Origin of the sequence: Delftia sp. DT-2, assembly GCF_028401915.1 — a bacterium.
Lineage (GTDB): Bacteria > Pseudomonadota > Gammaproteobacteria > Burkholderiales > Burkholderiaceae_C > Comamonas > Comamonas tsuruhatensis.
Window position 1 is genome coordinate 42396 of record NZ_JAQOTI010000008.1, and the last position, 23708, is coordinate 66103.

Below are 23708 nucleotides of genomic sequence, written 5' to 3' on the forward strand. Positions count from 1 at the left end.
GCGCAGCGGCGCACCGGCGCCCTGTCAGCCTGTGCCGACAGGGGCCTGTGCGCGCGGCTCAGGTCACGGGCGCTGGATTGAACAGCACCAGGGCGTTGTGCAGCTTCCACTGCTCGGCCCAGGTCTTCCTGCGGCCGCTGGCCACGTCCAGCATCAGGCGGAACATCTCCCAGCCCACGTCCTCGATGCTGGCCTGGCCTTCGGCGATGCGGCCCGCGTTCACGTCCATCAGGTCATGCCAGCGCCGCGCCAGGTCGCTGCGCGTGGCCACCTTGATCACGGGCACCTGGGCCAGGCCGTAGGGCGTGCCCCGGCCCGTGGTGAACACATGCAGGTTCATGCCGGCGGCCAGCTGCAGCGTGCCGCAGATGAAGTCGCTGGCCGGCGTGGCCGCGTAGACCAGGCCGCTTTGGATGCCCCGGTCGGCCAGACGCTGGCCCGGCGACAGCACGCCGGTGATGGGCGCCGTGCCGCTCTTGATGATGGAGCCCATGGCCTTCTCGACGATGTTGGACAGGCCGCCCTTCTTGTTGCCCGGCGTGGTGTTGGCGCTGCGGTCCACGCGGCCCTTGTCCAGGTAGGCGTCGTACCAGGCCATCTCCTCGATCATGGCTTCGGCCACCTCGGGGCTGGAGGCGCGCGAGGTGAGCTGGTCGATGCCGTCGCGCACCTCGGTCACCTCGCTGAACATCACGGTGGCGCCTGCGCGCACCAGCAAATCGGTGCAAAAGCCCACGGCCGGATTGGCCGTGACGCCGCTGAACGCATCGCTGCCGCCGCACTGCACGCCCACCACCAGGGCGCTGGCCGGCACGGTCTCGCGCCGGCGCGCGTTCAGCCGCTCCAGATGCACCCTGGCGCTGCCCATGATGGAGTCCACCATGGACATGAAGCCCACATGCGCCTCGTCCTGCAGGCAGACCACGTCCAGCGCGGGTTCTCGCTCATCGACGATGGGGAAGGACCCCGGCGGCAGCAGCCGCTCGGGCTGCAGCTTCTCGCAGCCCAGACTCACCACCATCACCTCGCCGCCAAAATTAGGGTTGTGGCTGATGTTGCGCAGCGTGCGCTGCGGAATCTCGGCGCCCACGGCATCGATGGCCACGCCGCAGCCATAGCTGTGCTCCAGGCCCACCACATCGTCCACATTCGGATAGCGCGGCAGCAGCTCGGCCTTGATGCGGCACACCGCGAAATCCAGCACCCCGGCCACGCACTGCACCGTGGTGGTGATGGCCAGGATGTTGCGCGTGCCCACCGTGCCATCGGCATTGCGGTAGCCCTCGAAGGTGTAGCCCGTCAGCGGCGGCAGCTCGGGCGGCTGCACCGTGGCGATCGGCAACCCCTCAAGAGACAGCGCCCCCGGCATGCGCAGCAGCCGCTCATGCACCCAGCTGCCCGCGGCAATGGCCTGCAGCGCATAGCCGATCACCACGTTGTAGCGGCGCACCTCGCCGCCCTCGGCAATGTCCACCAGCGCCACCTTGTGCGCCTGCGGCACCTTGTCGACCAGCACCAGCCCCCCGGGCATCACCGTGCCCGCAGGCAAACCCCCGTCATTGGCCACGATGGCCACGTTGTCGGCCGGATGCATGCGGATGGAAAGAGGAAGTGGGGTACTCATGGCAATGTCTCAATTTTCTAAAAGGCTGGCACTACAGCAGTAAAGCAGTTGGCACAGCCTGCGCGACTGGCGCGGCCCAAGGCGAGGGACACCGAGGAAGGGCCTACGCCGGCCGCGCCGCCCCGCAGCGAGGGTGTCGTCCCCCTCCCTTGCGAAGCAAGTAGAGAGGGGGAAGCGGCGCAAGCCGCTCAGGGGGTGCTTTATTTACTCTGCTTTTATTCCAGCAGCCTTGATCACCTTCCCCCACTTGGCCACCTCGGCCTTCTGGTACTCGCCCAGCTCGGCCGGCGTCATCTGCGAGGGCAGCATGCCGAAGTTCTTCAGGCGCGCCTGCACCTCGGGCGTGGCGACGATCTTCATGATCTCCGCATGCAGCCGGTCCACGATGGGCTTGGGCGTGCCAGCGGGCGCGAACACGGCCTGCCACGATCCCATGTCGAAGCCCTTCTCGCCAGCCTCGGCAATGGTGGGCACATCGGGCAGGGATTCCAGGCGCCGCGAGCTGGTCACGGCGATGGGACGCAGCTTGCCGGCCTGCACATGGGGGCCGACGACCAGGGCGGTGTCGAACATCATGTCCACCTGGCCGCCGATCACGTCCTGCACGGCCGGGCCGCTGCCCTTGTAGGGCACGTGGGTGAACTTCACGCCCGTCTGGTAGCCCAGCAGCTCCAGCGCCATGTGGTTGGAGGTGCCGCTGCCCGGCGAGGCCGAGGTCAGGCCGCCCGCCGCCGCCTTGGCCTTGCTGGCGGCCAGCACGTCGGCCAGCGTCTTGTAGGGGCTGGAGGCCGGCACCACCAGCACCAGCGGGCCCGAGCCCAGCATGGCCACCGGCGTGAAGGACTTGACCGGGTCGTAGTCCAGCTTGGCGTACAGGCTCACATTGATGGCGTGCGAGCTGATGGTGCCGCCCAGGATGGTGTAGCCATCGGCCGGTGCGCGCGCCGCAATGGCCGAGCCCACGCTGCCGCCCGCGCCGCCCTTGTTCTCGATCACCACGGGCGTGCCCAGGGCCTTGCTCAGCGGCTGGGCGATCACGCGCGCCAGCGTATCGGTATTGCCGCCAGGCGGGAACGGCACCAGGTAGGTGATGGGCTTGCCCGTGGGCCAGTTGCCCTGCGCGGCGGCGGGCATGGCGGCCAGGGCCGTGCCCAGCAGCAGGGCGCTGGCGAGGGAATGTTGGATGAGTGTGCGGCGTTGCATGGTGCTTGTCTCCGGGTATGCGTCGTTGGAATCGTGTGAAAGCGGGTTCAGAAGCGCGGCTGGTGGCCGGTGAACGCGGGGTCGTACTTGCGCATCTGCCCCAGGTCGTCGCGGTTGCGGATGCCGCAGTGCAGGTAGTTGTCGTGCAGGCGGGCCAGGGCCTCGCGGTCCAGCCGCACACCCAGGCCGGGCGCCGTGGGCACGCGCAGGCTGCCCTGCTCGAACTGCAGCCGGCCGCCCTCGACCACTTCCTCGTCCTGCCAGGGGTAGTGCGTGTCGCAGGCATAGGTCAGCAGGGGCACGCTGGCGCACAGGTGCGTCATGGCCACCAGGCTGATGCCCAGGTGGGAATTGCTGTGCATGGACAGGCCCAGGTCGAAGGTGCGGCACAGCGTGGACAGGCGCTGCGTGGCGCGCAGCCCGCCCCAGTAGTGGTGGTCGCTGAGCACGATCTTCACGGGGCAGCCCATCTCGGCATTGCGGCGGAACTCGGCAAAGTCCGTCACCACCATGTTGGTGGCCAGCGGCACATCGCACTCGCGTGCCACGGCCGCCATGCCGTCCAGGCCGGGCGCCGGGTCCTCGTAGTACTCGAGCACGCCCTGCAGCTGCTGCACGATCTTCAGGCTGGTCTCCACCGTCCAGTTGCCATTGGGATCGATGCGCAGCGGCGTGCCTGGAAAGGCCTCGGCCAGCGCCAGGATGCCGGCCGCCTCCTGCTCGGGCGGCAGCGCGCCGGCCTTGAGCTTGATGCTCTGGAAGCCGTACTGCGCAATCATGCGCCGCGCCTGCTCCACCAGCTGCTGCGGCGCCAGGGCTTCGCCCCAGGCGTCGGGCGAAGAATCTGGTCCATAGGGCCTGTCGATGTGCTCGGCGTACTTGTAGAACAGGTAGGCCGAGAACGGCACGCTGTCGCGCGCCGCGCCGCCCAGCAGGTCCACGATGGGCGCCCCGGCCATCTGGCCCTGCAGGTCCAGCATGGCGACCTCGAAGGCGCTGACCACCTTGGCCACGGTCTTGGACACATGCGTGCCCGGCGCCAGCGACACCTGCTGGCCCAGGAACTCCGACGCCGTCAGCGCAGGCGGCGCCACCAGGGCCGCGACGCGGGCCTCCATCTCGTTGAGCGCCCAGGGCGACAGCCCCACCAGCGCGGGCGCGGCCTTGGCCAGCGCATCGAGCATGGGCTGGTCGCCGTAGCTTTCGTTGATGCCGACCAGGCCCGAGGCCGTCTCGATCTCGATGATGGAGCGCAGCGCCCAGGGCTCGTGGATGCCGGCCGCATTGAGCAGCGGCGGATCGCGGAAGGCAATGGGCGTGATGCGGACGTGGCGGATCGCGTGGGTCGCTTGGGAGGTGCTCATCTGGACTGCGGACGGGGTCGGAAAATCGGAAAAATCTGCGAAAGCGTTGACGTCTTGTGATACGTTGTCGTACAACTTGAAGCGATTATGATCAGCACCATGGAAAGTTCGGCAAAGGGATTTCCCGCATCACCCCCAACGATCGAGCTTCCCCTGCGAGGAAAGTCCGGTCGCAGCGGCCGCAATCTGGCCGCCCTACTGTTCGACGAGTTCGCGAGCAAGATCCGCAACGGCCTGCTGGCCGAAGGCGAGAAGCTGCCCACGGAATCGTCGCTGGTGCAGACCTACGAAGTCAGCCGCACCGTAGTGCGCGAGGCGCTGTCGCGCCTGCAGGCCTCGGGCCTGGTGGAGACACGCCACGGCATAGGCACCTTCGTGCGCGCCGCCCAGCCCGCGTCCACGCTGATGCTCAATGCCGACGAGCTGACGGCCGCCGTGGACGTGATGGCCGTGCTGGAGCTGCGCATCAGCCTGGAGACCGAAAGCGCCGGCCTGGCCGCTCTGCGCCGCAGCCCCGAGCAGCTGCAGGGCATACGCACGGCGCTGCAGGCCTTCGAGATCGCCTTTGCGCGCGGCGAGGACACGGTGGCCCATGACCTGGCCTTCCACACCCAGATCGCCGAGGCCACGGGCAACCGCTACTTCGGCGACATCCTGCGCCACTTCGGCGCCCAGCTGATTCCGCGCACGCGCATCGCCTCCATCCACCAGCCCCAGCGCGACCCCGACTACCTGCGCCGCGTCAACCGCGAGCATGAGGAAATCCTCGCCGCCATCGAGCGCCAGGACGCCGACTCGGCCCGCGCGGCCATGCGCATCCACCTGACCAACAGCCGCGAACGCCTGCGCCTGGCGCAAAAGACCAGCGCCGCCTGACGCCTTCTGACGCCTTCTGACGCCTTCTGACGCCTTCTGACGCCTTCTGGGCATCCTGGACCGCCCTGCGCCCTGCGGGACGGATGGCGCCGGCACAGGAATTCAGACAACCAAGGGAAAACCCTTTATCACGGCATGCATGTCTCGGTTGAAAATTCGCTCCAGTTGTACGACAACTGACAACATAAAACCCGGAGACAAGAGCATGACCCTGAGCCGAAAGCAATTCCTGCGCGCCGCTGGCGCCACCGCCCTCGTGGCCACCGGCGCCGGCGCGCTGGCCCAGAGCAACTGGCCCACGCGGCCGCTGCGCCTGGTGGTGCCCTACCCGCCGGGCGGCAGCTCGGACATCATTGCGCGCGCCATCGGCCCGCTGCTGTCGGCGGAACTCAAGCAGCCCGTGGTCATCGAGAACAAGCCTGGCGCCAACGGCAACCTGGGCGCCGACATGGTGGCCAAGGCCCAGCCCGACGGCCACACGCTGATGCTGTGCGACCTGGGTGCGCTGGCCATCTCGCCCTCGCTCTACACCAAGCTGTCCTTCGACCTGTCCCGGGACCTGCGCGGCACGGCCATGCTGGCCTACTCGCCCCACCTGCTGGTGGTCCATCCCTCGGTGCCGGCCAACAACCTGCAGGAGCTGGTGGCCCTGTCCAAGAAGGAAGACCTGAGCTTTGCCGTCACCGCCACGGGCAGCGCCCCGCACCTGGCCGGCGTGGAACTGGCGCGCGCCACGGGCGCCCGCTGGGAATACGTGCCCTACAAGGGCGGCGTGCAGTCCATCCAGGACACGGTGGCAGGCCAGACCCAGGTGCTGATGAACGGCATGCTGGCCACCTACCCCCATGTGCAAAGCGGCAAGCTCAAGCTGCTGGGCCTGTCCAAGGGCACGCGTATGCCGCTGGCCGCCAACGTGCCCACCATCGCCGAGCAGGGCGTGCCCGGCTTCGAGACCGGCACCTGGCAAGGCGTGGTCGTTCCCGCCAAGACGCCCGAGGCCGTGGTCCAGCGCCTGCATGAGGCCCTGATCACCGCCATCCGCTCGCCCGAGGTGCGCGCCCGCCTCACGGGCCAGGGCGCCGAGGTCGTGACCATGAACCCCGCCGAGACCGCGCGCTTCCTGGCCACCGAACGCCAGCGCTGGCAAAAAGTGGTTCAGACAGCCGGTTTGAAGCTCGACTGATTCCACCCTTTTTTCTTTCTTCCCCACCCTTGTTCCCGAGAGCACCATGACCCCCCAAGACCTCAAAGACGTGATGAGTTCCGGCCTGCTGTCCTTCCCCGTGACGGACTTCGACAGCAACGGCAACTTCAATGCCAAGGGCTATGCGGCCCGCCTCGAATGGCTGGCCCCCTACGGCGCCAGCGCGCTGTTCGCGGCCGGCGGCACGGGCGAGTACTTCTCGCTGTACGGCGAGGAATACGGCCAGATCATCAAGACCGCCGTGGACACCTGCCGCGGCAAGGTGCCCATCATCGCGGGCGCCGGCGGCCCCACGCGCACGGCCATCGCACACGCCCAGGAGGCCGAGCGCCTGGGCGCCCACGGCGTCCTGCTGCTGCCCCACTACCTGACCGAAGCCGGCCAGGAAGGCCTGATCGCCCATGTGGAGCAGGTCTGCAAGAGCGTGAAGTTCGGCGTCATCGTCTACAACCGCGACCGCACCCGCTTCACGCCCGAATCGCTGGCCATCCTGGCCGAGCGCTGCCCCAACCTGGTGGGCTTCAAGGACGGCATGGGCAACATCGAGACCATGTCCTCCATCTTCATGACGATGGGCGACCGCTTCGCCTACCTGGGCGGCCTGCCCACGGCCGAGGTCTATGCGGCCGCCTACAAGGCCCTGGGCACGCCGGTGTACTCCTCGGCCGTCTTCAACTTCATCCCCAGGACGGCGATGGCGTTCTACGAAGCCGTGCGCACCGACGACATGGCCACGCAGCACAAGCTGCTCAAGGAATTCTTCATGCCCTACCTGAAGATCCGCAACCGCGTCGAAGGCTACGGCGTGAGCATCATCAAGGCCGGCGCCAAGCTGGTGGGCCACGACGCCGGCCCCGTGCGCGCCCCGCTGACGGACCTCAAGCCCTCCGAGCTGGAAGAGCTCAAGGCCCTGATCGACAAGCTCGGCCCCCAATAAGCCACAAGACCGGGCGCAGGGGCCAGTCCGGCCCTTGCGCCCCCCAGGAGACAAGAACATGAAAAAGATTCTGATCGCGCTGGGTGCCGCACTGGCCCTCACGGCGCAGGCGGCCGGCAGCTTCCCAGACAAGGCCGTCAACATCATCGTGCCCTTCCCGGCTGGCGGCTCCACCGACACCGTGGCCCGCGCCATGGCCCTGAGCATGGGCGAGCAGCTGGGCAAGCCCTTCGTGGTGGAAAACCGCCCCGGCGCCACGGGCACCATCGGCGCGGGCGCCGTCAAGCGCGCACCGGCCGATGGCTACACGCTGCTGGTGGCCTCGCTGGGCCCCTTCGTGGTCACGCCGCACCTGGTCAAGAACGTGCCCTATGACGCAGGCAAGGACTTCGACTACATCACCATCCCCGTGCAGGCGCCCAACGTGCTCGTGGCCAGCCCCGCGCAGAAGGCCCGCACCGTGGCCGAGGTCATCGCCGCGCTCAAGGCCAACCCCGGCAAGATCAGTTTCGCGAGTTCGGGCAACGGCTCCTCGGACCATCTGTCGGCCGAGCTGTTCTGGCAGCAAAGCGGCACCGAAGGCATGCACGTGCCCTACAAGGGCGGCGCCCCGGCCATCACCGACCTGATCGGCGGCCAGGTGGACTTCTCGTTCCAGAACGTCAACGCCGTGCTGCCCCATCTGCGCAGCGGCAAGCTGCATGCGATCGCCGTGACCGGCAGCCAGCGCTCGCCCGTGCTGCCCGATGTGCCCACGCTGGCCGAGGCCGGCGTCAAAGGCGCCGAGGTCTATTCCTGGCAAGGCCTGGCCGCACCCAAGGGCCTGCCCGCCGATGTGAAGGCCAAGCTGGCCAAGGCCGCCATCGCCTCCGTGCAGCAGCCCGACATCCGCAAGCGCTTCGTGGAGCAGGGCCTGGAGATCGTGGGCAACACGCCCGAGGAATTCACGCGCTACCAGGCCCAGGAATCGGAGCGCTGGAGGCAGCTCATCCAGACAAGAAAGATCACCGCTGATTGAGCTGGAAACAACGGGCCGGCCCCGGGGCCTTTGCCCGCTGGCCTTTGCCCGCAGGCCTGCGCACCGCAGGCCCTTTTCACCGGGGCTTCCAGCCCCCGCAAGTTCCAAGGATTCCAAGGCATGGCGACCTCCCGTCCACGCGTTCTCCAGTTCGGCAAGATGCCGCTGCCCCAGCTCGATGCCGAACTGGCCCAGGCCTATGAGGTGACGCTGCTGTCCGAGCAGCCCGACCGCGAGCGCTTTCTCGCCGAGCACGGCGCGCAGTTCGAATACCTGGTCACCTCGGCCGCCATGGGCGTGCCCGCGAGCGTGGTGCAGGCCCTGCCCCAGCTGCGCTTCGTGAGCAGCTTCGGCGTGGGCTTTGACGCGCTGGACCGCGAGTCCCTGCTGCGCCAGGGCGTCCGCGTGGGCTACACGCCCGGCGTGCTGGACGACTGCGTGGCCGACATGGCCTTTGCCCTGCTGCTGGACGCCGCGCGTGGCCTGAGCGAGTCCGACCGCTTCGTGCGCCGGGGCGACTGGAGGCAGGGCCGCTTCGGCATCCGCACGCGCGCCAGCGGCAAGCGCCTGGGCATCTTCGGCATGGGCCGCATCGGCTCCACCGTGGCGCGCCGCGCGGCCGGCTTCGACATGGAGGTGGCCTATCACAACCGCCGCCCGGTCGAGGGATCGCCCCACCTCTACCAGCCCTCGCTGCTGGAACTGGCGCGCTGGGCCGACTTCCTCGTCATCACGGCCGCAGGCGGCGACGGCACGCAGCACCTGGTCAACGCCGAGGTGCTGGACGCTCTGGGCCCGCAGGGCTTTCTGGTCAACGTGGCGCGCGGCAGCGTGGTCGACGAGGCCGCCCTGGTCCAGGCCCTGCAGCAGGGCCGCATCGCGGGCGCGGGCCTGGATGTGTTCGAGGACGAGCCACGTCCCCATGCCGAGCTGCTGTCGCAGGACAACGTGGTGCTTGCGCCCCACATCGCCAGCGGCACGCACGAAACCCGCCGCGCCATGGCCAACCTTGTGCTGCGCAACCTGGCGCAGTTCATCGCCACGGGCCGGCCCGAGGCCGAAGTGCCCTGGTCGGCCGCGCAGCAGCCGGCCACCGCCGCCACCGCATAGCCCTTTTTTTCCCAGAGACCGATCCAAACGATCCAAGAGCACGCCATGTCCTCCACCCCGACCATCACCGAGATCGAAGTCATTCCCGTCGCCGGCCGCGACGGCATGCTCATGAACCTCAGCGGCGCGCATGCGCCCTACTTCACGCGCAACATCGTGCTCATCCACGACAGCACGGGCCACACCGGTGTGGGCGAGGTGCCTGGCGGCGAAGGCATACGCCAGGCGCTGGAGGACAGCAAGGCGCTGCTCATCGGCCAGTCCGTGGGCAACCACCTCAAGCTGCTGCAAAACGTGCAGCAGGCCCTGGCCGGCCGCGACACGGGCGGGCGCGGCCTGCAGACCTTCGATCTGCGCATTGCCGTGCATGCCGTCACCGCCGTGGAGTCGGCCCTGCTGGACCTGCTGGGCCAGCACCTGGGCGTGCCCGTGGCGGCCCTGCTGGGCGAAGGCCAGCAGCGCGACCGCGTGGAGATGCTGGGCTACCTGTTCTTCACCGGCCCCACCGACAGGACCGACCTGCCCTACGTCCAGCCCGGCGAAGACCAAAGCGGCAGCGACGACTGGACGCAGGTGCGCCACATGACCGCCATGGACCCGGCCGCCATCGTGCGCCAGGCAGAGGCGGCGCATGCGCGCTACGGCTTCAACGACTTCAAGCTCAAGGGCGGCGTGCTGGCCGGCGAGCAGGAAGTGGAGGCCGTCACCGCGCTGGCCAGGCGCTTTCCGCAGGCGCGCGTCACGCTGGACCCCAACGGCGGCTGGCTGCTCAAGGACGCCATCCGCCTCATGCGCGACATGCACGGCGTGCTCGCCTATGCCGAAGACCCCTGCGGCGCCGAGAACGGCTTCTCGGGCCGCGAAGTCATGGCCGAATTCCGCCGCGCCACCGGTCTGCCCACGGCCACCAACATGATCGCCACCGACTGGCGCCAGATGGTGCATGCGCTGTCGCTGCAGTCCGTGGACATCCCGCTGGCCGACCCGCATTTCTGGACCATGGCCGGCTCCGTGCGCGTGGGCCAGACCTGCCGCGACTGGGGCCTGACCTGGGGATCGCACTCCAACAACCACTTCGACATCTCGCTGGCCATGTTCACCCACGTGGCCGCCGCCGTGCCCGGCAAGGTCACGGCCATCGACACGCACTGGATCTGGCAGGACGGCCAGTACCTCACCCAGAACCCGCTGCAGATCAAGGGCGGCTTCGTCGAAGTGCCCAAGACCCCGGGCCTGGGCGTCACCGTGGACCGCGCCGCGCTGCAGCGCGCCAACGCCCTGTACCTGGAGCACGGCCTGGGAGCGCGCAATGACGCCATGGCCATGCAGTACCTGATTCCCGGCTGGACCTTCGACAACAAGCGCCCCTGCATGGTCCGCTGACCCCTTCCTTCCGTTACCCCTTTCCCGGAGCACCTCATGTCCCGCTACGACAACCTCATCAACGGCCAATGGAAGGCCGCCGACGGCTACAGCGCCAACACCAACCCCAGCGACCTGTCCGATGTGATCGGCGAGTACGCCCAGGGCAATGCCGCCGATGTGCAAGCCGCCATCGCCGCGGCGGCCGCGGCCTTTCCCGCCTGGAGCACCTCGGGCATCCAGGCCCGCCACGACGCCCTGGACAGGATCGGCAACGAAATCCTGGCCCGCAAGGAAGAGCTGGGCGACCTGCTGGCGCGCGAGGAAGGCAAGACCCGCCCCGAAGCCATTGGCGAAGTCGGCCGCGCAGGCCAGATCTTCAAGTTCTTCGCGGGTGAATGCCTGCGCCTGGCCGGCGAAACCCTGCCCTCCGTGCGCCCCGGCATCGGCGTGGAAATCACGCGCGAGCCCGTCGGCGTGGTGGGCCTGATCACGCCGTGGAACTTCCCCATCGCCATTCCCGCCTGGAAGATCGCCCCGGCCCTGGCCTTCGGCAACTGCGTGGTCCTGAAGCCCGCCGACCTCGTGCCCGGCAGCGCCTGGGCGCTGGCCGACATCATTCACCGCTCGGGCATTCCGGCCGGCGTCTTCAACCTCGTCATGGGCCCGGGCCGTGTCATCGGTGATGCCCTGGTGCGCCATAGCGACGTGGCCGCCATCAGCTTCACCGGCTCCGTCGGCGTGGGCCGCGGCATTGCCCGCGCCTGCGTGGAAAGCGGCAAGAAGGTGCAGCTGGAGATGGGCGGCAAGAACCCGCAGATCGTGCTGGACGACGCCGACCTCACCCAGGCCGTGGAGCTGTCCGCGCAAAGCGGCTTCTACTCCACGGGCCAGCGCTGCACGGCATCGAGCCGCCTCATCGTCACCGACAGGATCTACCCCGCCTTCATCGAGGCCCTGCAGGCCCGCATGGCCAGGATCAAGGTGGGCGACGCCCGCGCCGCAGGCACCGACATGGGCCCCGTGGTCAGCCAGGCCCAGCTGGAGCAGGACCTGAGCTACGTGGAAATCGCCAAGGCCGAAGGCGCCGTGCTGGCTGCCGGCGGCGCAGCCGCCGCCTGCCACACCGGCAGCGGCAACAAGGGCTACTACATGGCGCCCACCCTGTTCGTGGACACCCAGGCCGCCATGCGCATCAACCGCGAGGAAGTCTTCGGCCCCGTGGCCAGCGTCATCCGCGTCAAGGACTACGAGGAAGCCCTGGCCGTGGCCAACGACACGCCCTTCGGCCTGGCCGCAGGCATTGCCACCACCAGCCTCAAGCACGCCACCCACTTCAAGCGCCACAGCCAGGCCGGCATGGTCATGGTCAACCTGCCCACGGCCGGCGTGGACTACCACGTGCCCTTCGGCGGCCGCAAGGGCAGCAGCTACGGCCCGCGCGAACAGGGCCGCTATGCGCAGGAGTTCTATACGACGGTGAAGACCGCCTACACGCTGGCCTGAGGCAGGCCCCAAAGCAGCCGCCAGGACCTGGCGACTGCTTTCATCCCTTACGCCATCCGCAACAAAACGATGCGGATGGCGTTTTTTCATTCGTCGTTGCGCCCACAGTCAAATCCCGTGCGCGAAAGTGCAAACCGCCCCTTCCATTGCACCAGGGCCTTGCATAGCATCTTCCTCAACGTGAGAGCCGGCTTCAGCCGGCCGGCGTCCATACCGGAGGGAGACCATGGCAACAACTGCAAGAATTTCCGGCCCCGTGGGGCGGGCGGCAATGAATCATCCCAAAGACGTGTTCACTGTCCAGCAATTGCTCAACGGACATATGCAGCGCGATCCCTGCCGCAAACTGCTGCGCGAGGACGGCAGATGGTCCAGGGCACTGGAGCGCTCAATCGCCACCTTCCAGCAACTGTCCGGCTCGCCCGTCATGACCCAGGGCCGGATTGCACCCGCGACCCGCATGTTCGAACTGCTGGCCCAGCCTCCGGCAATCTTTGGCTACGAACGGCGCATGGCGCAATTCATGGGGCCGGAGCCGATGATCGAGGAGCCTACGATCGAGGTGTTCATTTACGACGCACTTCTCACCAGGCCGGGATCACAGTGGGGACATGCTGCAATCGATATTGATGGGAAGACCTACAGTCAGGCTCCAACAAGATATGCTGTACTGGAGCGCGAGCAATATCTTTCATCGAATTTGGCAACCGTCAAAAGAGATGTCACTGGCTTGGTGCTGAGAGTGTCTCGCGAGGAAAAGACGAAAATCAAAGCAGAACTTGAAAAGCGGGTTGCTGCTCAAAAACCGTACAGCCTTACCGAAAATAGTTGCTCAACCAATGTTGCAGAGGTATTGGAGTCAGTTGGGATTCTGGCACACGACCCGCGGTTTCAAATGTCGCCATCTACTTCGCGCTTGGTTTCACCAAAGGAGTTATTGATCATAATCTCAAGATCCAATAGAATTTTGAGAAGAATCAATTACCAGAAGAATCCATGAAATCAAGAGCTTTCGCAGCATATGCAACAGCCTTCATTGCCACCATAATGAGCGCATGCAGCAACTCCGACGAATATATGCCCGCAGGGCAATGGGAAGCAACAGAAGATTTGTATGTCTACACTACAAATGACCATCCGTTGAAAATTGCATTCGTTATAGAAAAAGGTGAGATTTGCGCTGTAAGTAAAAAACCCGTTATCAGAAAAGACTTGGGCTATTTACAGGTCTCATGCGCAAAGGGGAGTGGATGGGAGATAACAGGAAAATTCAAGAAATTGAGTGAATAAAATTATATACCTGAGCAGCCATCAAAAAATATAGCGGTCACTCAAAAATCAGACAAAAGTGCATGAAGTCAGTTCGAAATTGAATAGTCAAAACAATAGAACCAACCTTAGGGAGACTATTTAATGAGAATAATCACCAACACTACCAGAATCATCTCCGCAATAGCATTGACCGCCTGCAGTTATGAGCCAACGGGCCAATGGGAGGCAATGGATACCGTGGATATTTATAAAAACAACAATCATCCATTGATTGTCGCCTTCGTGTTGGAAAAAGGAGAAATATGTGCCATCAGCGAAGACATCATCCTAAGAAAGGATCTTGGATATGCACAGGTCTCCTGCGAGAAGGGCCGGGGATGGGATAAATCAGGAAGGTTCAAGAAACTAACTGACCTGGATTGATTTGCAGAAACCCGGGGCGCAATGCCCCGGCAGGCCTGTCACAAGAAAGCCTGAATCAGCGCTGAAACGCCGCCGCAGCAGCCGCTATCCGCCGCAGATACGCCGGGTCTTCCTGCAGGCAATGCACGTAGTTGACCTCGTCCTCCACCAGTTCCTCCATCCGCTGCGCAGCCCCGCAAATGGCCTGCAGCGCATTGGCCACCACCTCCAGATTGCGGTAGCCCTCGGGCCGCTCCAGCCAGGCCAGCGCCAGCTGGCCCAGCGAGTACACCTCGCTGCTGCCCTGCAGCGTCAGCCGGCCGATTTCGGTCACGGCATGGCTCAACTGCTGCGGCGTGGGCTGGGTCAGGGTTGTGGAAGCGGTACTCATGGCGCCACCCTTCCCATGGCAGATGCGCGAGAGTGAGGCGCTTGGGTGGCAGAGGGGAATGCAAAAGAAGAAATGCCGTGCATGGTTTCGTACTCCTTCGTGAGAACAAAAACCACCGGCCCGTGTTCTTACGCACAGACAGGTGGACGGGATGTTAAGAACACGAACGAAGCCGTGCGGACGCCCTTGCGGGTAGCCCCATCCCGTCCGTAACCGCAGGAACGCAGGCTTGCGCCCACGCTCCGGAAATCAGACGTGACAAGGCCTCCTTGACGGCGAGGCCGCACCGCTTCGTTTTGGGTGTTCTTACGCACCGGCCCCGGAACAGGGGGCTGCCGCGATGATAGAGGCTTTCAAGATGGCAAGCGCCCCAGCACTCCAGGCCGAGCGCAGCGAAGGCCCGCACCCACTCCCCGTATGTCCGCGCCTGCGCCGTGGCGGTTGCGGGGTTGCAGTCCTGCCGAAGGACAGGACTGCTTCGTCACCTGACTCGCCGTGATTGTTTGAACGTAGCTCGCAGAGCGAAGTGAGTTTCACGGCGAACCCCGCAACCGCCACGGCGCAGGTGGCCCCGCAGCGAAGCGAAGGGGTCGCGGACATCCGGGCGCTTTTCTTTGCTCACTTTCTTGTAGCGAGACAAGAAAGTGAGTCGGCCGCCGGGCCGAGACCCGGCCTCGAAAAACAACCACCCGGCAGGGGCAAAGGATTGCACCTAAGCCAAAAGCAAACAAGGTGGGCGGGAGTTAAGAACATGTGCAAGGCATGCGGACGCCCTCACGGGCAGCCCCATCCCGCCCCAAACCCAAAGACAGCCAGGCCCCCAAAAGCCCCAGCCATCAAACCCCGGCCAAGGATGGCAGCTCCCGCATCACTTCAGCAAATCACTTCAGAAAAACAGCACCCTCACCCAAGGCGCCACCACCACATTCAACGCCCCCGCAATCATCATCACCAACGAAGCAACCACCGCCTGCACATCCCCGAACTGCCGCGCCTTCGCCACCCCGCTGCCATGCGCGGCACCACCCAGAATGGCGCCCGCAGCCAGCTTGCTGCGCACGTGCGGCAGCAGCCGCAGGATGGTCTCGCCCATGAGCATGCCGCTGACGCCCGTGAGCAGCACGAACAGCGCGGCCAGGTCGGTGGGCCCGCCCAGCACGCGCTCGGCCTCGATGGCGAAGGGGGTGGTCACCGAGCGCACGGCCAGACCCTTTTGCAGGTCCACGGGCAGTCCGAAGGCCTGTGCGAACCAGATGGTGGTGGCAATGGACACGCCGCTGGCCACGAGCACGCCGGTGGCGATCGACATCCAGTGCTTGCGCAGCAAGTGGCGGTTTTCGTGCAGGGGCAGCGCAAAGGCCACCGTGGTGGGGCCCAGCAGCCAGACCAGCCAGTGAGTCTGGGCGATGTACTGCGGGTAGCGCACATGGGTCAGCAGCGCCAGCGCGATCAGCACCATGGGCGTGGCGACGATGGGCATGAGCAGCGGATGCGGATGGCGGCGGTACACGCGCTTGTTGGCCGCATAGCAGGCCAGCGTGGCCAGCAGCGACAGCAGGCCTATCGTCTGGTCGGACATGGCGTTCATTCCTGCTCCCTGTGCAGCCCGGCGCGCGTGGAGCGGCGCCGGGCCAGCCACAGCTCCAGCCGGTAGACGCGGTCCACGGCCAGCGCCGTGGCGGCCATCACGCAGGCCGTGCTGGCCACGATGACGCCCAGGATGCGCAGGCCCTGGTGCTGGATCAGCTCGGTGTATTCGGTGACGACCAGCATGGCGGGCACGAAGAACAGCAGCATCTCGGCCAGCAGCCAGTTGGTGCCGCCCTGCAGCCAGCGCGCCTTGACCAGCCCGCTGAACAGGCCCGTGGCCAGCAGGGCGAAGCCGATCAGCCCGGCCGGCATGCCCCAGCCGAAATGGGCGCGCACGGCCTCCATGGCCACCCACAGCGCACTGAGCAGCCCCACCTGCAGCACGCCGCGCAGCAGCGGCCAGCAGCGGTGCAGCAGACCCTGCAACACCTGCGGCCGCAGGACGGGCGTGGCGGAAATCTTTGACATGGGGCAATCCTAGGGTTTGCACTCAGATTCGTAAAATGAATAATCTCCATTTTTCCCATGCACAAAAGGAATCCTCATGGACCTGCGCGCGCTGCGCTACTTTGTCGAGGTGGTGCGCTGCAACAGCTTCACGCGTGCGGCCGAGGCGCTGCATGTGACCCAGCCCACCATCAGCAAGATGGTGCGGGCGCTGGAGGAGGAGCTGGGCGGCCCGCTGCTGCTGCGCGAGGGGCGCGGTGTGCAACTGACCGACGCAGGCCAGGTGGTCCATGCGCGCGGCCTGCAGGTGCTGGAGCAGTCACGCCAGTTGCTGCAGGAGGTGGCCGAGGTGGACGGCATTGCGCGCGGCAGCCTGAGCGTGGGCATCATGCCCACGGCCGGGCACTACATGGCGCCCGTGATCGCGCGCTTTCAGCAATTGCATCCGGGCGTGGAACTGCATGTGCAGGAGCAGGGCGCACGCGCCCAGCGCCAGCTGCTGCTGGACGGCAAGCTGGACATGGCGCTGGGCCTGCACGGCGCGGGCGAGGCGGGTGGTGACCTGGCCGGAGAGGGCCTGGAGTACTGCACCATCGCCCACCAGAAGACACGCGTGGCCTTTGCCGCGCACGAGGTGCCCGACCCGGACGCACCCGTGCACTGGAGCGAGCTGGCCCGGCGGCCCTTTGTGTTCTACACCTCGGACTTCGCCCTGCACCAGGCCGTGCTGGAACATTGCGCGGCGGCAGGCTTCAGCCCACAGGTGCGGCTGCAGACGCGCTACTGGGACTTCATCGGCGACCTGGTGGCAGAAGGCGTGGGCGTGGCCGTGATGTTCGAGCACGTGATCGCGCGGTTCGACCCCCGGCGCGTGTCCAGCCGCCCGCTGGTGGGGCCTGAACTGCACTGGGACGTGGTGCAGCTGTGGCGCAGCGGCTATCTGTCACGCGCGGCGAGGGCCTGGCTGGAGTGCGTGCGTGCGGTCTATCCCGACGACAATCGCTGAGTCCATGCAACCCAGAAAACGCCCTCCCTCGCGCTCCTTTGCGGGCCCATCCCGGCGCCTGCAGACCGCCTTCGCCGACCGGCCCGACACCGGCCCCTCACGCCTGCTGTGCTTCAACAAGCCCTACGGTGTACTCAGCCAGTTCACCCCCGAGGGCCGCTGGCGTGGCCTCAAGGAATACATCGACGTGCCGGGCGTGCATGCGGCAGGCCGGCTCGACGCCGACAGCGAAGGACTGCTGCTGCTGACCAACGACGGCCCGCTGCAGGCGCGCATCGCCGATCCGCGCTTCAAGATGGAGAAGACCTACTGGGTACAGGTCGAGGGACTGCCCGACGAGGCCGCGCTGCAGGCCCTGCGCCAGGGCGTGCAGCTCAACGACGGCATGACGCTGCCCGCGCAGGCGCGCCGGCTGGAGCCGCCGCCCGTGCTGTGGCAGCGCGACCCGCCCATCCGCGTGCGCCAGAACATTCCCGACTGCTGGATCGAGCTGGTCATCCGCGAAGGCCGCAACCGCCAGGTGCGCCGCATGACGGCGGCCATTGGCCACCCCACGCTGCGGCTGGTGCGCGCGGCCATCGGGCCCTACACGCTGGACGGCCTGGAGCCCGGCCAGTGGAAGGATGTGGAGCCCGCCTAGGGTTCCGGATTGTCGGTAGGTGCCACAGCCTTCCAGCGCTGCAGGCCGAGCCACGGATGAAAGCGCCGCGCCTCGCCCACTTCCACGCGCTCCACGCTGCCGGCCAGCAGCGGCCATAGGCGCTGCAATTGCGCCGAGCGCTGCTGCGTGCAGCGCCGCGCGCGGGCCAGCAGCTCGCTGCCCTGGCCCAGCAGGCGCGACAGCTCGCGCAGGCGCGGTGGCGGCAGGCATTGGGCGCTGGCCAGCATCAGCCAGGACGGTGCCTGGCCCGCCTGGGCGGGGCCGCTGGCGGCGAACTGCTCCAGCAAAGCGACATGGGCGCTGAGCAGGGGCGCGGGCGGTTTCTCGGCCAGCATGATCTCCAGCAGCCTGCCATCGATGCGCCAGCGGGCGGGCACCACGGCATGCTCTACCGAGTTGCCGAAGCGCGTGGACTGGCGATGGCGGACGGCACGGCTGCCCTGCTCCAGCAAGGGCTGCAGCAGTTCGGCCAGGGCCTGCTCGCGCTGCGCCGTGGGCGCTTCGGCCAGCGTGATGCGCAGCGGCATGGCCTCGTAGCCGCGCAGCTGGTCGCGCCAGGCCATCCAGCCCGCCGTGTCGGGGCCGCCCAGCAGCAGGGCGAGGAAGGCGCCCAGGCCGGCCAGGGCCGATCCGGTCCACCAGGACACCGGCACAGGCTGCCGCCCGGCGATCAGCCAGCCCGTCAACCAGACCAGCGCCCCCGTGCAGGTGGCCGCCAGCAGGCCCATGCCGAAGGCGAGGAAGGGCGCGCCGTCGAGCCGGTCGGGCAGCAGCACCAGCATGGCCACGCAGGCCGCGCCGGCGCACAGCGCAACGGCCCACCAGCCCGCCACGGGCAGGGTGCGCGCGGTGCGGCCCGTGAGACCCGTGAGACCCGTACGGCCGGCCAGTGCCAGCAGCAGCAGGGCCACCACCGCGCCAGCGGTCAGCGCAATGAACAGGGGCGCAAACACCCACAGCGCCAGCAGCCCGAGGACCGCCGATACCGCAAGCGACAGCGCCAGCATGCTCAGGCCTTCTTGAGGAACTCCGACTTGAGCAGCATGGAGCCCAGTTCGGTCTTGCAGTCCACGTTGTGGCCGTCGGCGCCATCGACCAGGCGGATGCCCTTGATCTTGCTGCCCTTCTTGAGCACGGTGGACGAGCCCTTGACCTTGAGGTCCTTGACCAGGATCACGGCATCGCCGTCGGCCAGCGCATTGCCGTTGGCGTCGCGCACGATGCCGTCGCCAGCGGCGGCTTCGCCGGCCTCTTCTTCGGCCTGCATGGGCCATTCGAAGGCGCAGTCGGGGCAGATGTAGCTGGCGGCGTCGGGATAGGTGTTTTCAAGGCCGCACTGGGGGCAGGCGGGAGTGGTCTGGGGCATGGGATGGACAGATTCGGTGAAGACAAAGGGGCGCGGCGGGCGCGCCGTACCTGGCGATTGTCGCCCCTGCCCCCGCAGGCATGCCCCGGCAAACCCGAGCGGCCTGCTACGCTGCGCGCCAATCTTTGCTTTTTCCCCATGGATACGCTGACCCCCTTGCGCGCCTTCCGGCGCATCGTAGAACTGGGCTCCATCGCCAAGGCGGCCGACGCGCTGGACCTGTCCTCGGCCGCGCTGAGCAAGCAGCTGCGCGCGCTCGAAGCCCATCTGGGCGCCGTGCTGCTGCAGCGCACCACGCGCCGCATGAGCCTGACCGACACGGGCCAGGCCTACTACGCCGAGTGCTGCAGGCTGCTCGATGAATTCGATGCGCTGGAGCAGTCGGTGCGCGCGCAGTCGCAGCAGGTGGCCGGCCGGCTGCGCGTGAATGCGCCGCTGTCGTTTGCGCTGAGCACGCTGTCGCCGCTGCTGGCGCGCTTCATGCAGCGCCATCCGCAGCTGCAGATCGACCTGTCCATGGAAGACCGGCTGGTGGACGCGGTGGGCCAGGGCTTCGATGTGTCCATCCGCCTGAGCGCGGAGCTGGCGGACTCCTCGCTGATCGCGCGGCGCCTGGCCTCGCTGTCGCAGATGCTGTGCGCGGCCCCGTCCTATCTGCAGGCGCATGGCCGCCCGGCCAGTGCCGCCGGGCTGCGCGGCCATGCGCTGCTGAACTACAGCCTGGCGCATGCGCCCCGCGAAGCGGGCGAGAGCCCCCAGGCGCCGTCCGAGGCGCGCGCCAACGTCAACAACAGCCTGATGCTGCGCGACCTGCTGGTGGCGGGCCTGGGCATTGGCGCCCTGCCCTCGTTCCTGGCGCGGCCGGCGATTGCGGCAGGCCAGCTGGTCGCACTGGACCTTGCGGACCAGGCAGCGCAGGCCCGCCATGTCTACGCGGTCTATCCCACGCAGCGCCACCTGCTGCCCAAGGTGCGCGCCTTCGTGGACTTCCTGGCCGAGGAGCTGCCCGCCGCCATGGGCGAGGATTGTTGACGCCGCGTTAAGAGTTCCTCAAGCGCGCGCCCCTTTTTCGCGCCGGGCCTGCGGCCTACGCTTGCCGTCCATCACAGCCATGAAGGACACAAGCATGACGCAATGCAATGATTTTTCCTGCGCCCTGCCCGCGCAGGATGCGGCGGCCGCCTCGCCGCAGCAGGCCCTGCAGGCGGCGCCCGCAGCGGCGCCTGCGGCCGCCCCCGCCATCGACTTCTTCCATGACGTGGTCTGCGGCTGGTGCTACGTGATGTCGCCACGCCTGCGCCAGGTGGCGCGCGAGCTGGGCCTGCGCGTGCGCCACCGCAGCTTCGTGCTGCAGGCCTCGCGCGCCGAGATGGTGGCGGCCTTCGGCTCCATGGAGCGCGCCAAGCAGGTCATCCTGGAGCACTGGCAGGCCTGCGCGCAGCATGACGACGAGGACCGCATCGACATCGAGGGCATGCGCCGCGAGGCCTTCGAGTACCCCAGCGGCATGGCCGGCGCACTGGCCTGCCAGGCGGCCCAGATCCTGGGCGGCGATGACGCGCACTGGGATCTGTTCGACGCCATCCAGCACGCCCACATGAGCGAGCACCGCAACATCGGCGACGCCGAAGTGCTGCTGGACATCGCCACGCGCACGGGCTTCGAGCGCAACGCCTTCGCAGGCTGCATGGAAGGCGCCCAGGCGCTGGAGCAGGTGCGCCAGGACCGCGCTCTGGCGCAGCGCATGGGCCTGCGCTCCATTCCCACGCTGATCGCGCCGGGCCTGCCGCCGCTGCAGACCCAGTCGCTGGCTGCGCTGCGCGAACGGCTGCACTTCCTGGCGGCCTGAGCGCCCCCGTCTTTGCTTTTTTTCATCGGCGTTTTCCGCCTTCCCTTGCGCGCGGCATGCGCGCCCTCTTTCAGCAGACCAAGGACTCTTGCATGACTCTCCAACGCTTCGCTCGCCGCATGGCGCTGCCCTCTCTCGTGATCGCCCTGGCCGCCGCCTTCGCGGGCACCGCGGCCCAGGCCCATGGCGGCCACGAGCCCCCGGCCGGCGCACGCCAGGACGTGGGCACCAGCCCCTGGGGGCCGGCCGACGAGATCGGCCGCCTGAACCTGATCACGCCGGCCTCGCGCGCGGCCATCCTGCAGCGCATCACGGGCGGGCAGGTCTATGACCTGGCCACCGAGTACTACGTGGGCATGCCCAGCTGGCAGGACGCGGGCGATCCGCACTACCAGTTCTGGATGACGCACACGCCGCGCGGCACCGTGGTGGACGACCCGATGAACGTGGGCAAGGACATGAACGCCACGCGCAGCTACACGGGCACGGCGTTTTCCATGTACAGCCACACGGGCACGCACATCGATGCGCTCAACCACTTCGGCATCCGCGGCAGGATCTGGAACGGCTTCAGCGCAGACCAGCACCTGGGCGACCGGGGCTGGCAGCGCACGGGCATCGAGAAATTCCCGCCGCTGGTGGCGCGCGGCGTGCTGATCGACGTGGCGGCCGCCAAGGGCCTGGAGATGCTGCCCGACCAGTACCGCATCACGCGCCAGGACCTCAAGGATGCGCTGGCACGCCAGAAGGTGACGCTGCAGGAGGGCGACATCGTGCTGGTGCGCACGGGCCGCATGAAGCTGTACGGCCAGCCCCAGGCCTACATGGCCAAGCCGCCGGGCCTGGGCCTGGATGCCGCGCGCTTCCTGGTGGAGGAAGGCGGCGCCATGATCGTGGGCGCCGACAACCTGAGCCTGGAGACGTTCCCGTCCGAGGTGGACGACGACTACGTACCGCTGCACAGCTACCTGCTGGCGCAAAAGGGCGTGCCCATCATGGAGCTGGTGGCGCTGGACGACCTGTCGCGCGACAAGGTCTACGAGTTCGCCTTCATCGGCGGCCCGCTCAAGATCCGCGGCGGCGACGCCGCGCCGCTGCGGCCCATCGCCATCCCGGTGCGCTGAGCGGGGCAAGACGAGATTTCTTGAGCTTGACCTCGAAACTCCCGCGCCCCCAAGGCGAGGGACACCGAGCAAGGGCCGCCCCGCAGCAAGGGTGTCGCCGGCTGCCCGTACGCCCCCCTCCGAAGAGAGGGGGAAGGCGCGAAGCGACTCAGGGGGTGATCACAGACTCGTGCCCATTTTGCTGAGGAAGCGCTCGCAGGCGTCGAGCTGGGCCAGCTCGACGAACTCGTCGGGCTTGTGCGCCTGCTCGATGGAGCCGGGGCCACAGACCACGGTGGGAATGCCGGCGTTGTGGAACAGGCCGGCCTCGGTGCCGTAGGCCACCTTGCGCTTTTCCTGGTCGGCGGTCAGCGCGCGCACCAGCTGGGTGATGGCGGCTTCTTCCGAGGCTTCCAGCGCAGGCGCGCTGGCGCCGGTCTCGATCTCGATGCGCGCGTCGGCGAATTCGGCGCGCATGCGCGGCAGCAGTTCGTCGCGCACATAGGACTCGACCTGGGCCTGGATGCCATCCACCGACATGCCGGGCAGGTTGCGGAATTCATAGGCGAATTCGCACAGCTCGGGGATGGTGTTGACCGCGATGCCGCCCTGGATCTGGTTGGTGGTCATGGTGGTGAAGGGCACGTCGAAGAATTCGTCGTAGGGACCGTGCGCCTTGAAGTGGTCGGCGATGTCCCGGATGCGACAGATCAGCCGCGCCGCGTATTCGATGGCATTGCTGCCGCGCGGCGTGAGCGACGAATGCGCGGCCTTGCCGTGCACGCGGCAGCGGTAGAGGTTGATGCCCTTGTGCGCCACCACGACCTGCATGCTGGTGGGCTCGCCGACCACGCAGCCATCGAAGCGCGCGCCCTCGGCCTTGAGCTGGTTGATCATCACGGGCGCGCCCGCGCAGCCGATTTCCTCGTCGTACGAGAAGGCCAGGTGCACGGGCCTGGCGCGCTGCGTGGCCAGGAATTCGGGCACCAGCGCCAGCGAGGCGGCGATGAAGCCCTTCATGTCGCAGCTGCCGCGCCCATACAGGCGCCCGCCCTTTTCGGTGAGCGCAAAGGGGTTGGTGCTCCACTGCTGGCCATCGACCGGCACCACGTCGGTATGGCCGGACAGCACGATGCCACCCTGCGTTTCGCCATTGCTGGCCGGCAAAGTGGCGAAGAGATTGGCCTTGGCGCCGTCCGGAGAGTGGAACAATCGGGCACTCACGCCCAGCGTGGCCAACTCATCGCGTACACACTCGATCAGCGCCAGGTTGGAGTTGCGGCTGGTGGTGTCGAATGCGACCAGTGTTTCCAGCCAGTCGCGGGTGTTTTTCCAGGTAGTCATGTGGTTCCATCTGCGCCATGGCCTGCGCCGCCCTTCGCGGACGACGCAGGCCATGGCATAGGCATTGCATATG

General features: G+C 67.2%; 24 protein-coding genes. 15 read left to right on the forward strand and 9 right to left on the reverse strand.

Translation table 11 applies throughout. The features are described from left to right. Positions 1–58 precede the first annotated feature (58 nt). The 3 genes from garD to PO605_RS15460 form a co-directional block, all read right to left on the reverse strand. On the reverse strand, positions 59–1624 hold the full coding sequence (gene garD / locus PO605_RS15450) for a galactarate dehydratase (protein ID WP_272206599.1): 1566 nt from the start codon (positions 1622–1624) through the stop codon (positions 59–61). A gap of 204 nt (positions 1625–1828) precedes the next feature. Beyond that, the gene (locus tag PO605_RS15455) at positions 1829–2827 is read right to left on the reverse strand and encodes a Bug family tripartite tricarboxylate transporter substrate binding protein (RefSeq protein ID WP_123695018.1); all 999 of its coding nucleotides are present in this window, start codon (positions 2825–2827) and stop codon (positions 1829–1831) included. 47 nt (positions 2828–2874) lie between these two features. Further along, a complete protein-coding gene (locus tag PO605_RS15460) occupies positions 2875–4191 on the reverse strand; it encodes a glucarate dehydratase family protein (RefSeq protein WP_272206600.1) in 1317 nt (438 codons plus the stop codon). 87 nt (positions 4192–4278) lie between these two features. On the opposite strand from PO605_RS15460, the gene PO605_RS15465 reads away from it, so the two are divergent. The 10 genes from PO605_RS15465 to PO605_RS15510 all read left to right on the forward strand — a co-directional run bounded on the left by PO605_RS15465 (position 4279) and on the right by PO605_RS15510 (position 13899). Beyond that, positions 4279–5067, forward strand: a complete 789-nt coding sequence (locus PO605_RS15465; protein ID WP_034366548.1) for a FadR/GntR family transcriptional regulator — start codon at positions 4279–4281, stop codon at positions 5065–5067. A 205-nt stretch (positions 5068–5272) separates the two neighbouring features. Continuing rightward, positions 5273–6250: a Bug family tripartite tricarboxylate transporter substrate binding protein gene (locus PO605_RS15470; protein WP_026062356.1), complete on the forward strand. Its 978-nt coding sequence runs from the start codon at positions 5273–5275 to the stop codon at positions 6248–6250. Positions 6251–6296: 46 nt separating this feature from the next. Continuing rightward, complete coding sequence (gene kdgD, locus PO605_RS15475) at positions 6297–7208, forward strand: 5-dehydro-4-deoxyglucarate dehydratase (RefSeq protein ID WP_016448682.1); 912 nt, start codon at positions 6297–6299, stop codon at positions 7206–7208. Positions 7209–7266: 58 nt separating this feature from the next. Continuing rightward, positions 7267–8226, forward strand: coding sequence for a Bug family tripartite tricarboxylate transporter substrate binding protein (locus PO605_RS15480; protein WP_047218561.1), 960 nt, complete (start codon positions 7267–7269; stop codon positions 8224–8226). Between the two features lie 120 nt (positions 8227–8346). Further along, positions 8347–9336: a 2-hydroxyacid dehydrogenase gene (locus tag PO605_RS15485; RefSeq protein ID WP_272206601.1), complete on the forward strand. Its 990-nt coding sequence runs from the start codon at positions 8347–8349 to the stop codon at positions 9334–9336. A gap of 45 nt (positions 9337–9381) precedes the next feature. Next, positions 9382–10719: an enolase C-terminal domain-like protein gene (locus PO605_RS15490; protein WP_047474017.1), complete on the forward strand. Its 1338-nt coding sequence runs from the start codon at positions 9382–9384 to the stop codon at positions 10717–10719. 36 nt (positions 10720–10755) lie between these two features. After that, on the forward strand, positions 10756–12204 hold the full coding sequence (locus PO605_RS15495; RefSeq protein ID WP_272206602.1) for an aldehyde dehydrogenase family protein: 1449 nt from the start codon (positions 10756–10758) through the stop codon (positions 12202–12204). A gap of 226 nt (positions 12205–12430) precedes the next feature. Next, positions 12431–13204, forward strand: coding sequence for a hypothetical protein (locus PO605_RS15500; protein ID WP_133073285.1), 774 nt, complete (start codon positions 12431–12433; stop codon positions 13202–13204). Next, the gene (locus PO605_RS15505; protein ID WP_156136131.1) at positions 13201–13494 is read left to right on the forward strand and encodes a hypothetical protein; all 294 of its coding nucleotides are present in this window, start codon (positions 13201–13203) and stop codon (positions 13492–13494) included. The genes PO605_RS15500 and PO605_RS15505 overlap by 4 nt, the downstream gene beginning before the upstream one ends. 123 nt (positions 13495–13617) lie before the next feature. Continuing rightward, positions 13618–13899 carry a hypothetical protein gene (locus PO605_RS15510; protein ID WP_133073283.1) on the forward strand — a complete coding sequence of 94 codons (282 nt, stop codon included), beginning with the start codon at positions 13618–13620 and terminating at the stop codon, positions 13897–13899. Positions 13900–13954: 55 nt separating this feature from the next. Here PO605_RS15510 and PO605_RS15515 read toward each other — a convergent pair whose 3' ends face one another. The 3 genes from PO605_RS15515 to PO605_RS15525 all read right to left on the reverse strand — a co-directional run bounded on the left by PO605_RS15515 (position 13955) and on the right by PO605_RS15525 (position 16327). Then, entirely contained in the window at positions 13955–14269 is a 315-nt protein-coding gene (locus tag PO605_RS15515) for a hypothetical protein (protein ID WP_272206603.1), read from the reverse strand. 886 nt (positions 14270–15155) lie between these two features. Continuing rightward, positions 15156–15848, reverse strand: coding sequence for an LrgB family protein (locus tag PO605_RS15520; protein WP_061287476.1), 693 nt, complete (start codon positions 15846–15848; stop codon positions 15156–15158). A 5-nt stretch (positions 15849–15853) separates the two neighbouring features. Continuing rightward, positions 15854–16327, reverse strand: coding sequence for a CidA/LrgA family protein (locus PO605_RS15525; RefSeq protein WP_272206604.1), 474 nt, complete (start codon positions 16325–16327; stop codon positions 15854–15856). Positions 16328–16403: 76 nt separating this feature from the next. On the opposite strand from PO605_RS15525, the gene PO605_RS15530 reads away from it, so the two are divergent. Together PO605_RS15530 and PO605_RS15535 are read left to right on the forward strand one after the other, a co-directional pair. Beyond that, positions 16404–17312 carry a LysR family transcriptional regulator gene (locus PO605_RS15530; protein WP_012202182.1) on the forward strand — a complete coding sequence of 303 codons (909 nt, stop codon included), beginning with the start codon at positions 16404–16406 and terminating at the stop codon, positions 17310–17312. 4 nt (positions 17313–17316) lie between these two features. Continuing rightward, on the forward strand, positions 17317–17952 hold the full coding sequence (locus PO605_RS15535; RefSeq protein ID WP_012202181.1) for a pseudouridine synthase: 636 nt from the start codon (positions 17317–17319) through the stop codon (positions 17950–17952). Here PO605_RS15535 and PO605_RS15540 read toward each other — a convergent pair. Both PO605_RS15540 and PO605_RS15545 read right to left on the reverse strand, forming a co-directional pair. Continuing rightward, positions 17949–18980, reverse strand: a complete 1032-nt coding sequence (locus tag PO605_RS15540; protein ID WP_272206605.1) for a hypothetical protein — start codon at positions 18978–18980, stop codon at positions 17949–17951. The two genes, PO605_RS15535 and PO605_RS15540, sit on opposite strands and share 4 nt — an antisense overlap. A 2-nt stretch (positions 18981–18982) precedes the next feature. Then, positions 18983–19339 carry a zinc ribbon domain-containing protein YjdM gene (locus tag PO605_RS15545; protein WP_016452161.1) on the reverse strand — a complete coding sequence of 119 codons (357 nt, stop codon included), beginning with the start codon at positions 19337–19339 and terminating at the stop codon, positions 18983–18985. Positions 19340–19477: 138 nt separating this feature from the next. Here PO605_RS15545 and PO605_RS15550 point away from each other — a divergent pair, with 138 nt between their 5' ends. From PO605_RS15550 to PO605_RS15560, 3 genes are all read left to right on the forward strand, one after another. After that, positions 19478–20371, forward strand: coding sequence for a LysR family transcriptional regulator (locus tag PO605_RS15550; protein WP_046984421.1), 894 nt, complete (start codon positions 19478–19480; stop codon positions 20369–20371). 94 nt (positions 20372–20465) lie between these two features. After that, positions 20466–21188, forward strand: coding sequence for a DsbA family oxidoreductase (locus PO605_RS15555; protein WP_272206606.1), 723 nt, complete (start codon positions 20466–20468; stop codon positions 21186–21188). Positions 21189–21280: 92 nt separating this feature from the next. Next, positions 21281–22312 carry a cyclase family protein gene (locus PO605_RS15560; protein WP_016448695.1) on the forward strand — a complete coding sequence of 344 codons (1032 nt, stop codon included), beginning with the start codon at positions 21281–21283 and terminating at the stop codon, positions 22310–22312. A gap of 159 nt (positions 22313–22471) precedes the next feature. Here PO605_RS15560 and argE read toward each other — a convergent pair whose 3' ends face one another. Beyond that, positions 22472–23635, reverse strand: a complete 1164-nt coding sequence (gene argE / locus PO605_RS15565) for an acetylornithine deacetylase (RefSeq protein WP_046984422.1) — start codon at positions 23633–23635, stop codon at positions 22472–22474. Positions 23636–23708: the final 73 nt, after the last annotated feature.

Coding starts and splice junctions, on each gene's coding strand:
- garD (WP_272206599.1), bottom strand. CDS start 1,624: ATGAGTACCCCACTTCCTCTTTCCATCCGCATGCATCCGGCCGACAAC.
- PO605_RS15455 (WP_123695018.1), bottom strand. CDS start 2,827: ATGCAACGCCGCACACTCATCCAACATTCCCTCGCCAGCGCCCTGCTG.
- PO605_RS15460 (WP_272206600.1), bottom strand. CDS start 4,191: ATGAGCACCTCCCAAGCGACCCACGCGATCCGCCACGTCCGCATCACG.
- PO605_RS15465 (WP_034366548.1), top strand. CDS start 4,279: ATGATCAGCACCATGGAAAGTTCGGCAAAGGGATTTCCCGCATCACCC.
- PO605_RS15470 (WP_026062356.1), top strand. CDS start 5,273: ATGACCCTGAGCCGAAAGCAATTCCTGCGCGCCGCTGGCGCCACCGCC.
- kdgD (WP_016448682.1), top strand. CDS start 6,297: ATGACCCCCCAAGACCTCAAAGACGTGATGAGTTCCGGCCTGCTGTCC.
- PO605_RS15480 (WP_047218561.1), top strand. CDS start 7,267: ATGAAAAAGATTCTGATCGCGCTGGGTGCCGCACTGGCCCTCACGGCG.
- PO605_RS15485 (WP_272206601.1), top strand. CDS start 8,347: ATGGCGACCTCCCGTCCACGCGTTCTCCAGTTCGGCAAGATGCCGCTG.
- PO605_RS15490 (WP_047474017.1), top strand. CDS start 9,382: ATGTCCTCCACCCCGACCATCACCGAGATCGAAGTCATTCCCGTCGCC.
- PO605_RS15495 (WP_272206602.1), top strand. CDS start 10,756: ATGTCCCGCTACGACAACCTCATCAACGGCCAATGGAAGGCCGCCGAC.
- PO605_RS15500 (WP_133073285.1), top strand. CDS start 12,431: ATGGCAACAACTGCAAGAATTTCCGGCCCCGTGGGGCGGGCGGCAATG.
- PO605_RS15505 (WP_156136131.1), top strand. CDS start 13,201: ATGAAATCAAGAGCTTTCGCAGCATATGCAACAGCCTTCATTGCCACC.
- PO605_RS15510 (WP_133073283.1), top strand. CDS start 13,618: ATGAGAATAATCACCAACACTACCAGAATCATCTCCGCAATAGCATTG.
- PO605_RS15515 (WP_272206603.1), bottom strand. CDS start 14,269: ATGAGTACCGCTTCCACAACCCTGACCCAGCCCACGCCGCAGCAGTTG.
- PO605_RS15520 (WP_061287476.1), bottom strand. CDS start 15,848: ATGTCCGACCAGACGATAGGCCTGCTGTCGCTGCTGGCCACGCTGGCC.
- PO605_RS15525 (WP_272206604.1), bottom strand. CDS start 16,327: ATGTCAAAGATTTCCGCCACGCCCGTCCTGCGGCCGCAGGTGTTGCAG.
- PO605_RS15530 (WP_012202182.1), top strand. CDS start 16,404: ATGGACCTGCGCGCGCTGCGCTACTTTGTCGAGGTGGTGCGCTGCAAC.
- PO605_RS15535 (WP_012202181.1), top strand. CDS start 17,317: ATGCAACCCAGAAAACGCCCTCCCTCGCGCTCCTTTGCGGGCCCATCC.
- PO605_RS15540 (WP_272206605.1), bottom strand. CDS start 18,980: ATGCTGGCGCTGTCGCTTGCGGTATCGGCGGTCCTCGGGCTGCTGGCG.
- PO605_RS15545 (WP_016452161.1), bottom strand. CDS start 19,339: ATGCCCCAGACCACTCCCGCCTGCCCCCAGTGCGGCCTTGAAAACACC.
- PO605_RS15550 (WP_046984421.1), top strand. CDS start 19,478: ATGGATACGCTGACCCCCTTGCGCGCCTTCCGGCGCATCGTAGAACTG.
- PO605_RS15555 (WP_272206606.1), top strand. CDS start 20,466: ATGACGCAATGCAATGATTTTTCCTGCGCCCTGCCCGCGCAGGATGCG.
- PO605_RS15560 (WP_016448695.1), top strand. CDS start 21,281: ATGACTCTCCAACGCTTCGCTCGCCGCATGGCGCTGCCCTCTCTCGTG.
- argE (WP_046984422.1), bottom strand. CDS start 23,635: ATGACTACCTGGAAAAACACCCGCGACTGGCTGGAAACACTGGTCGCA.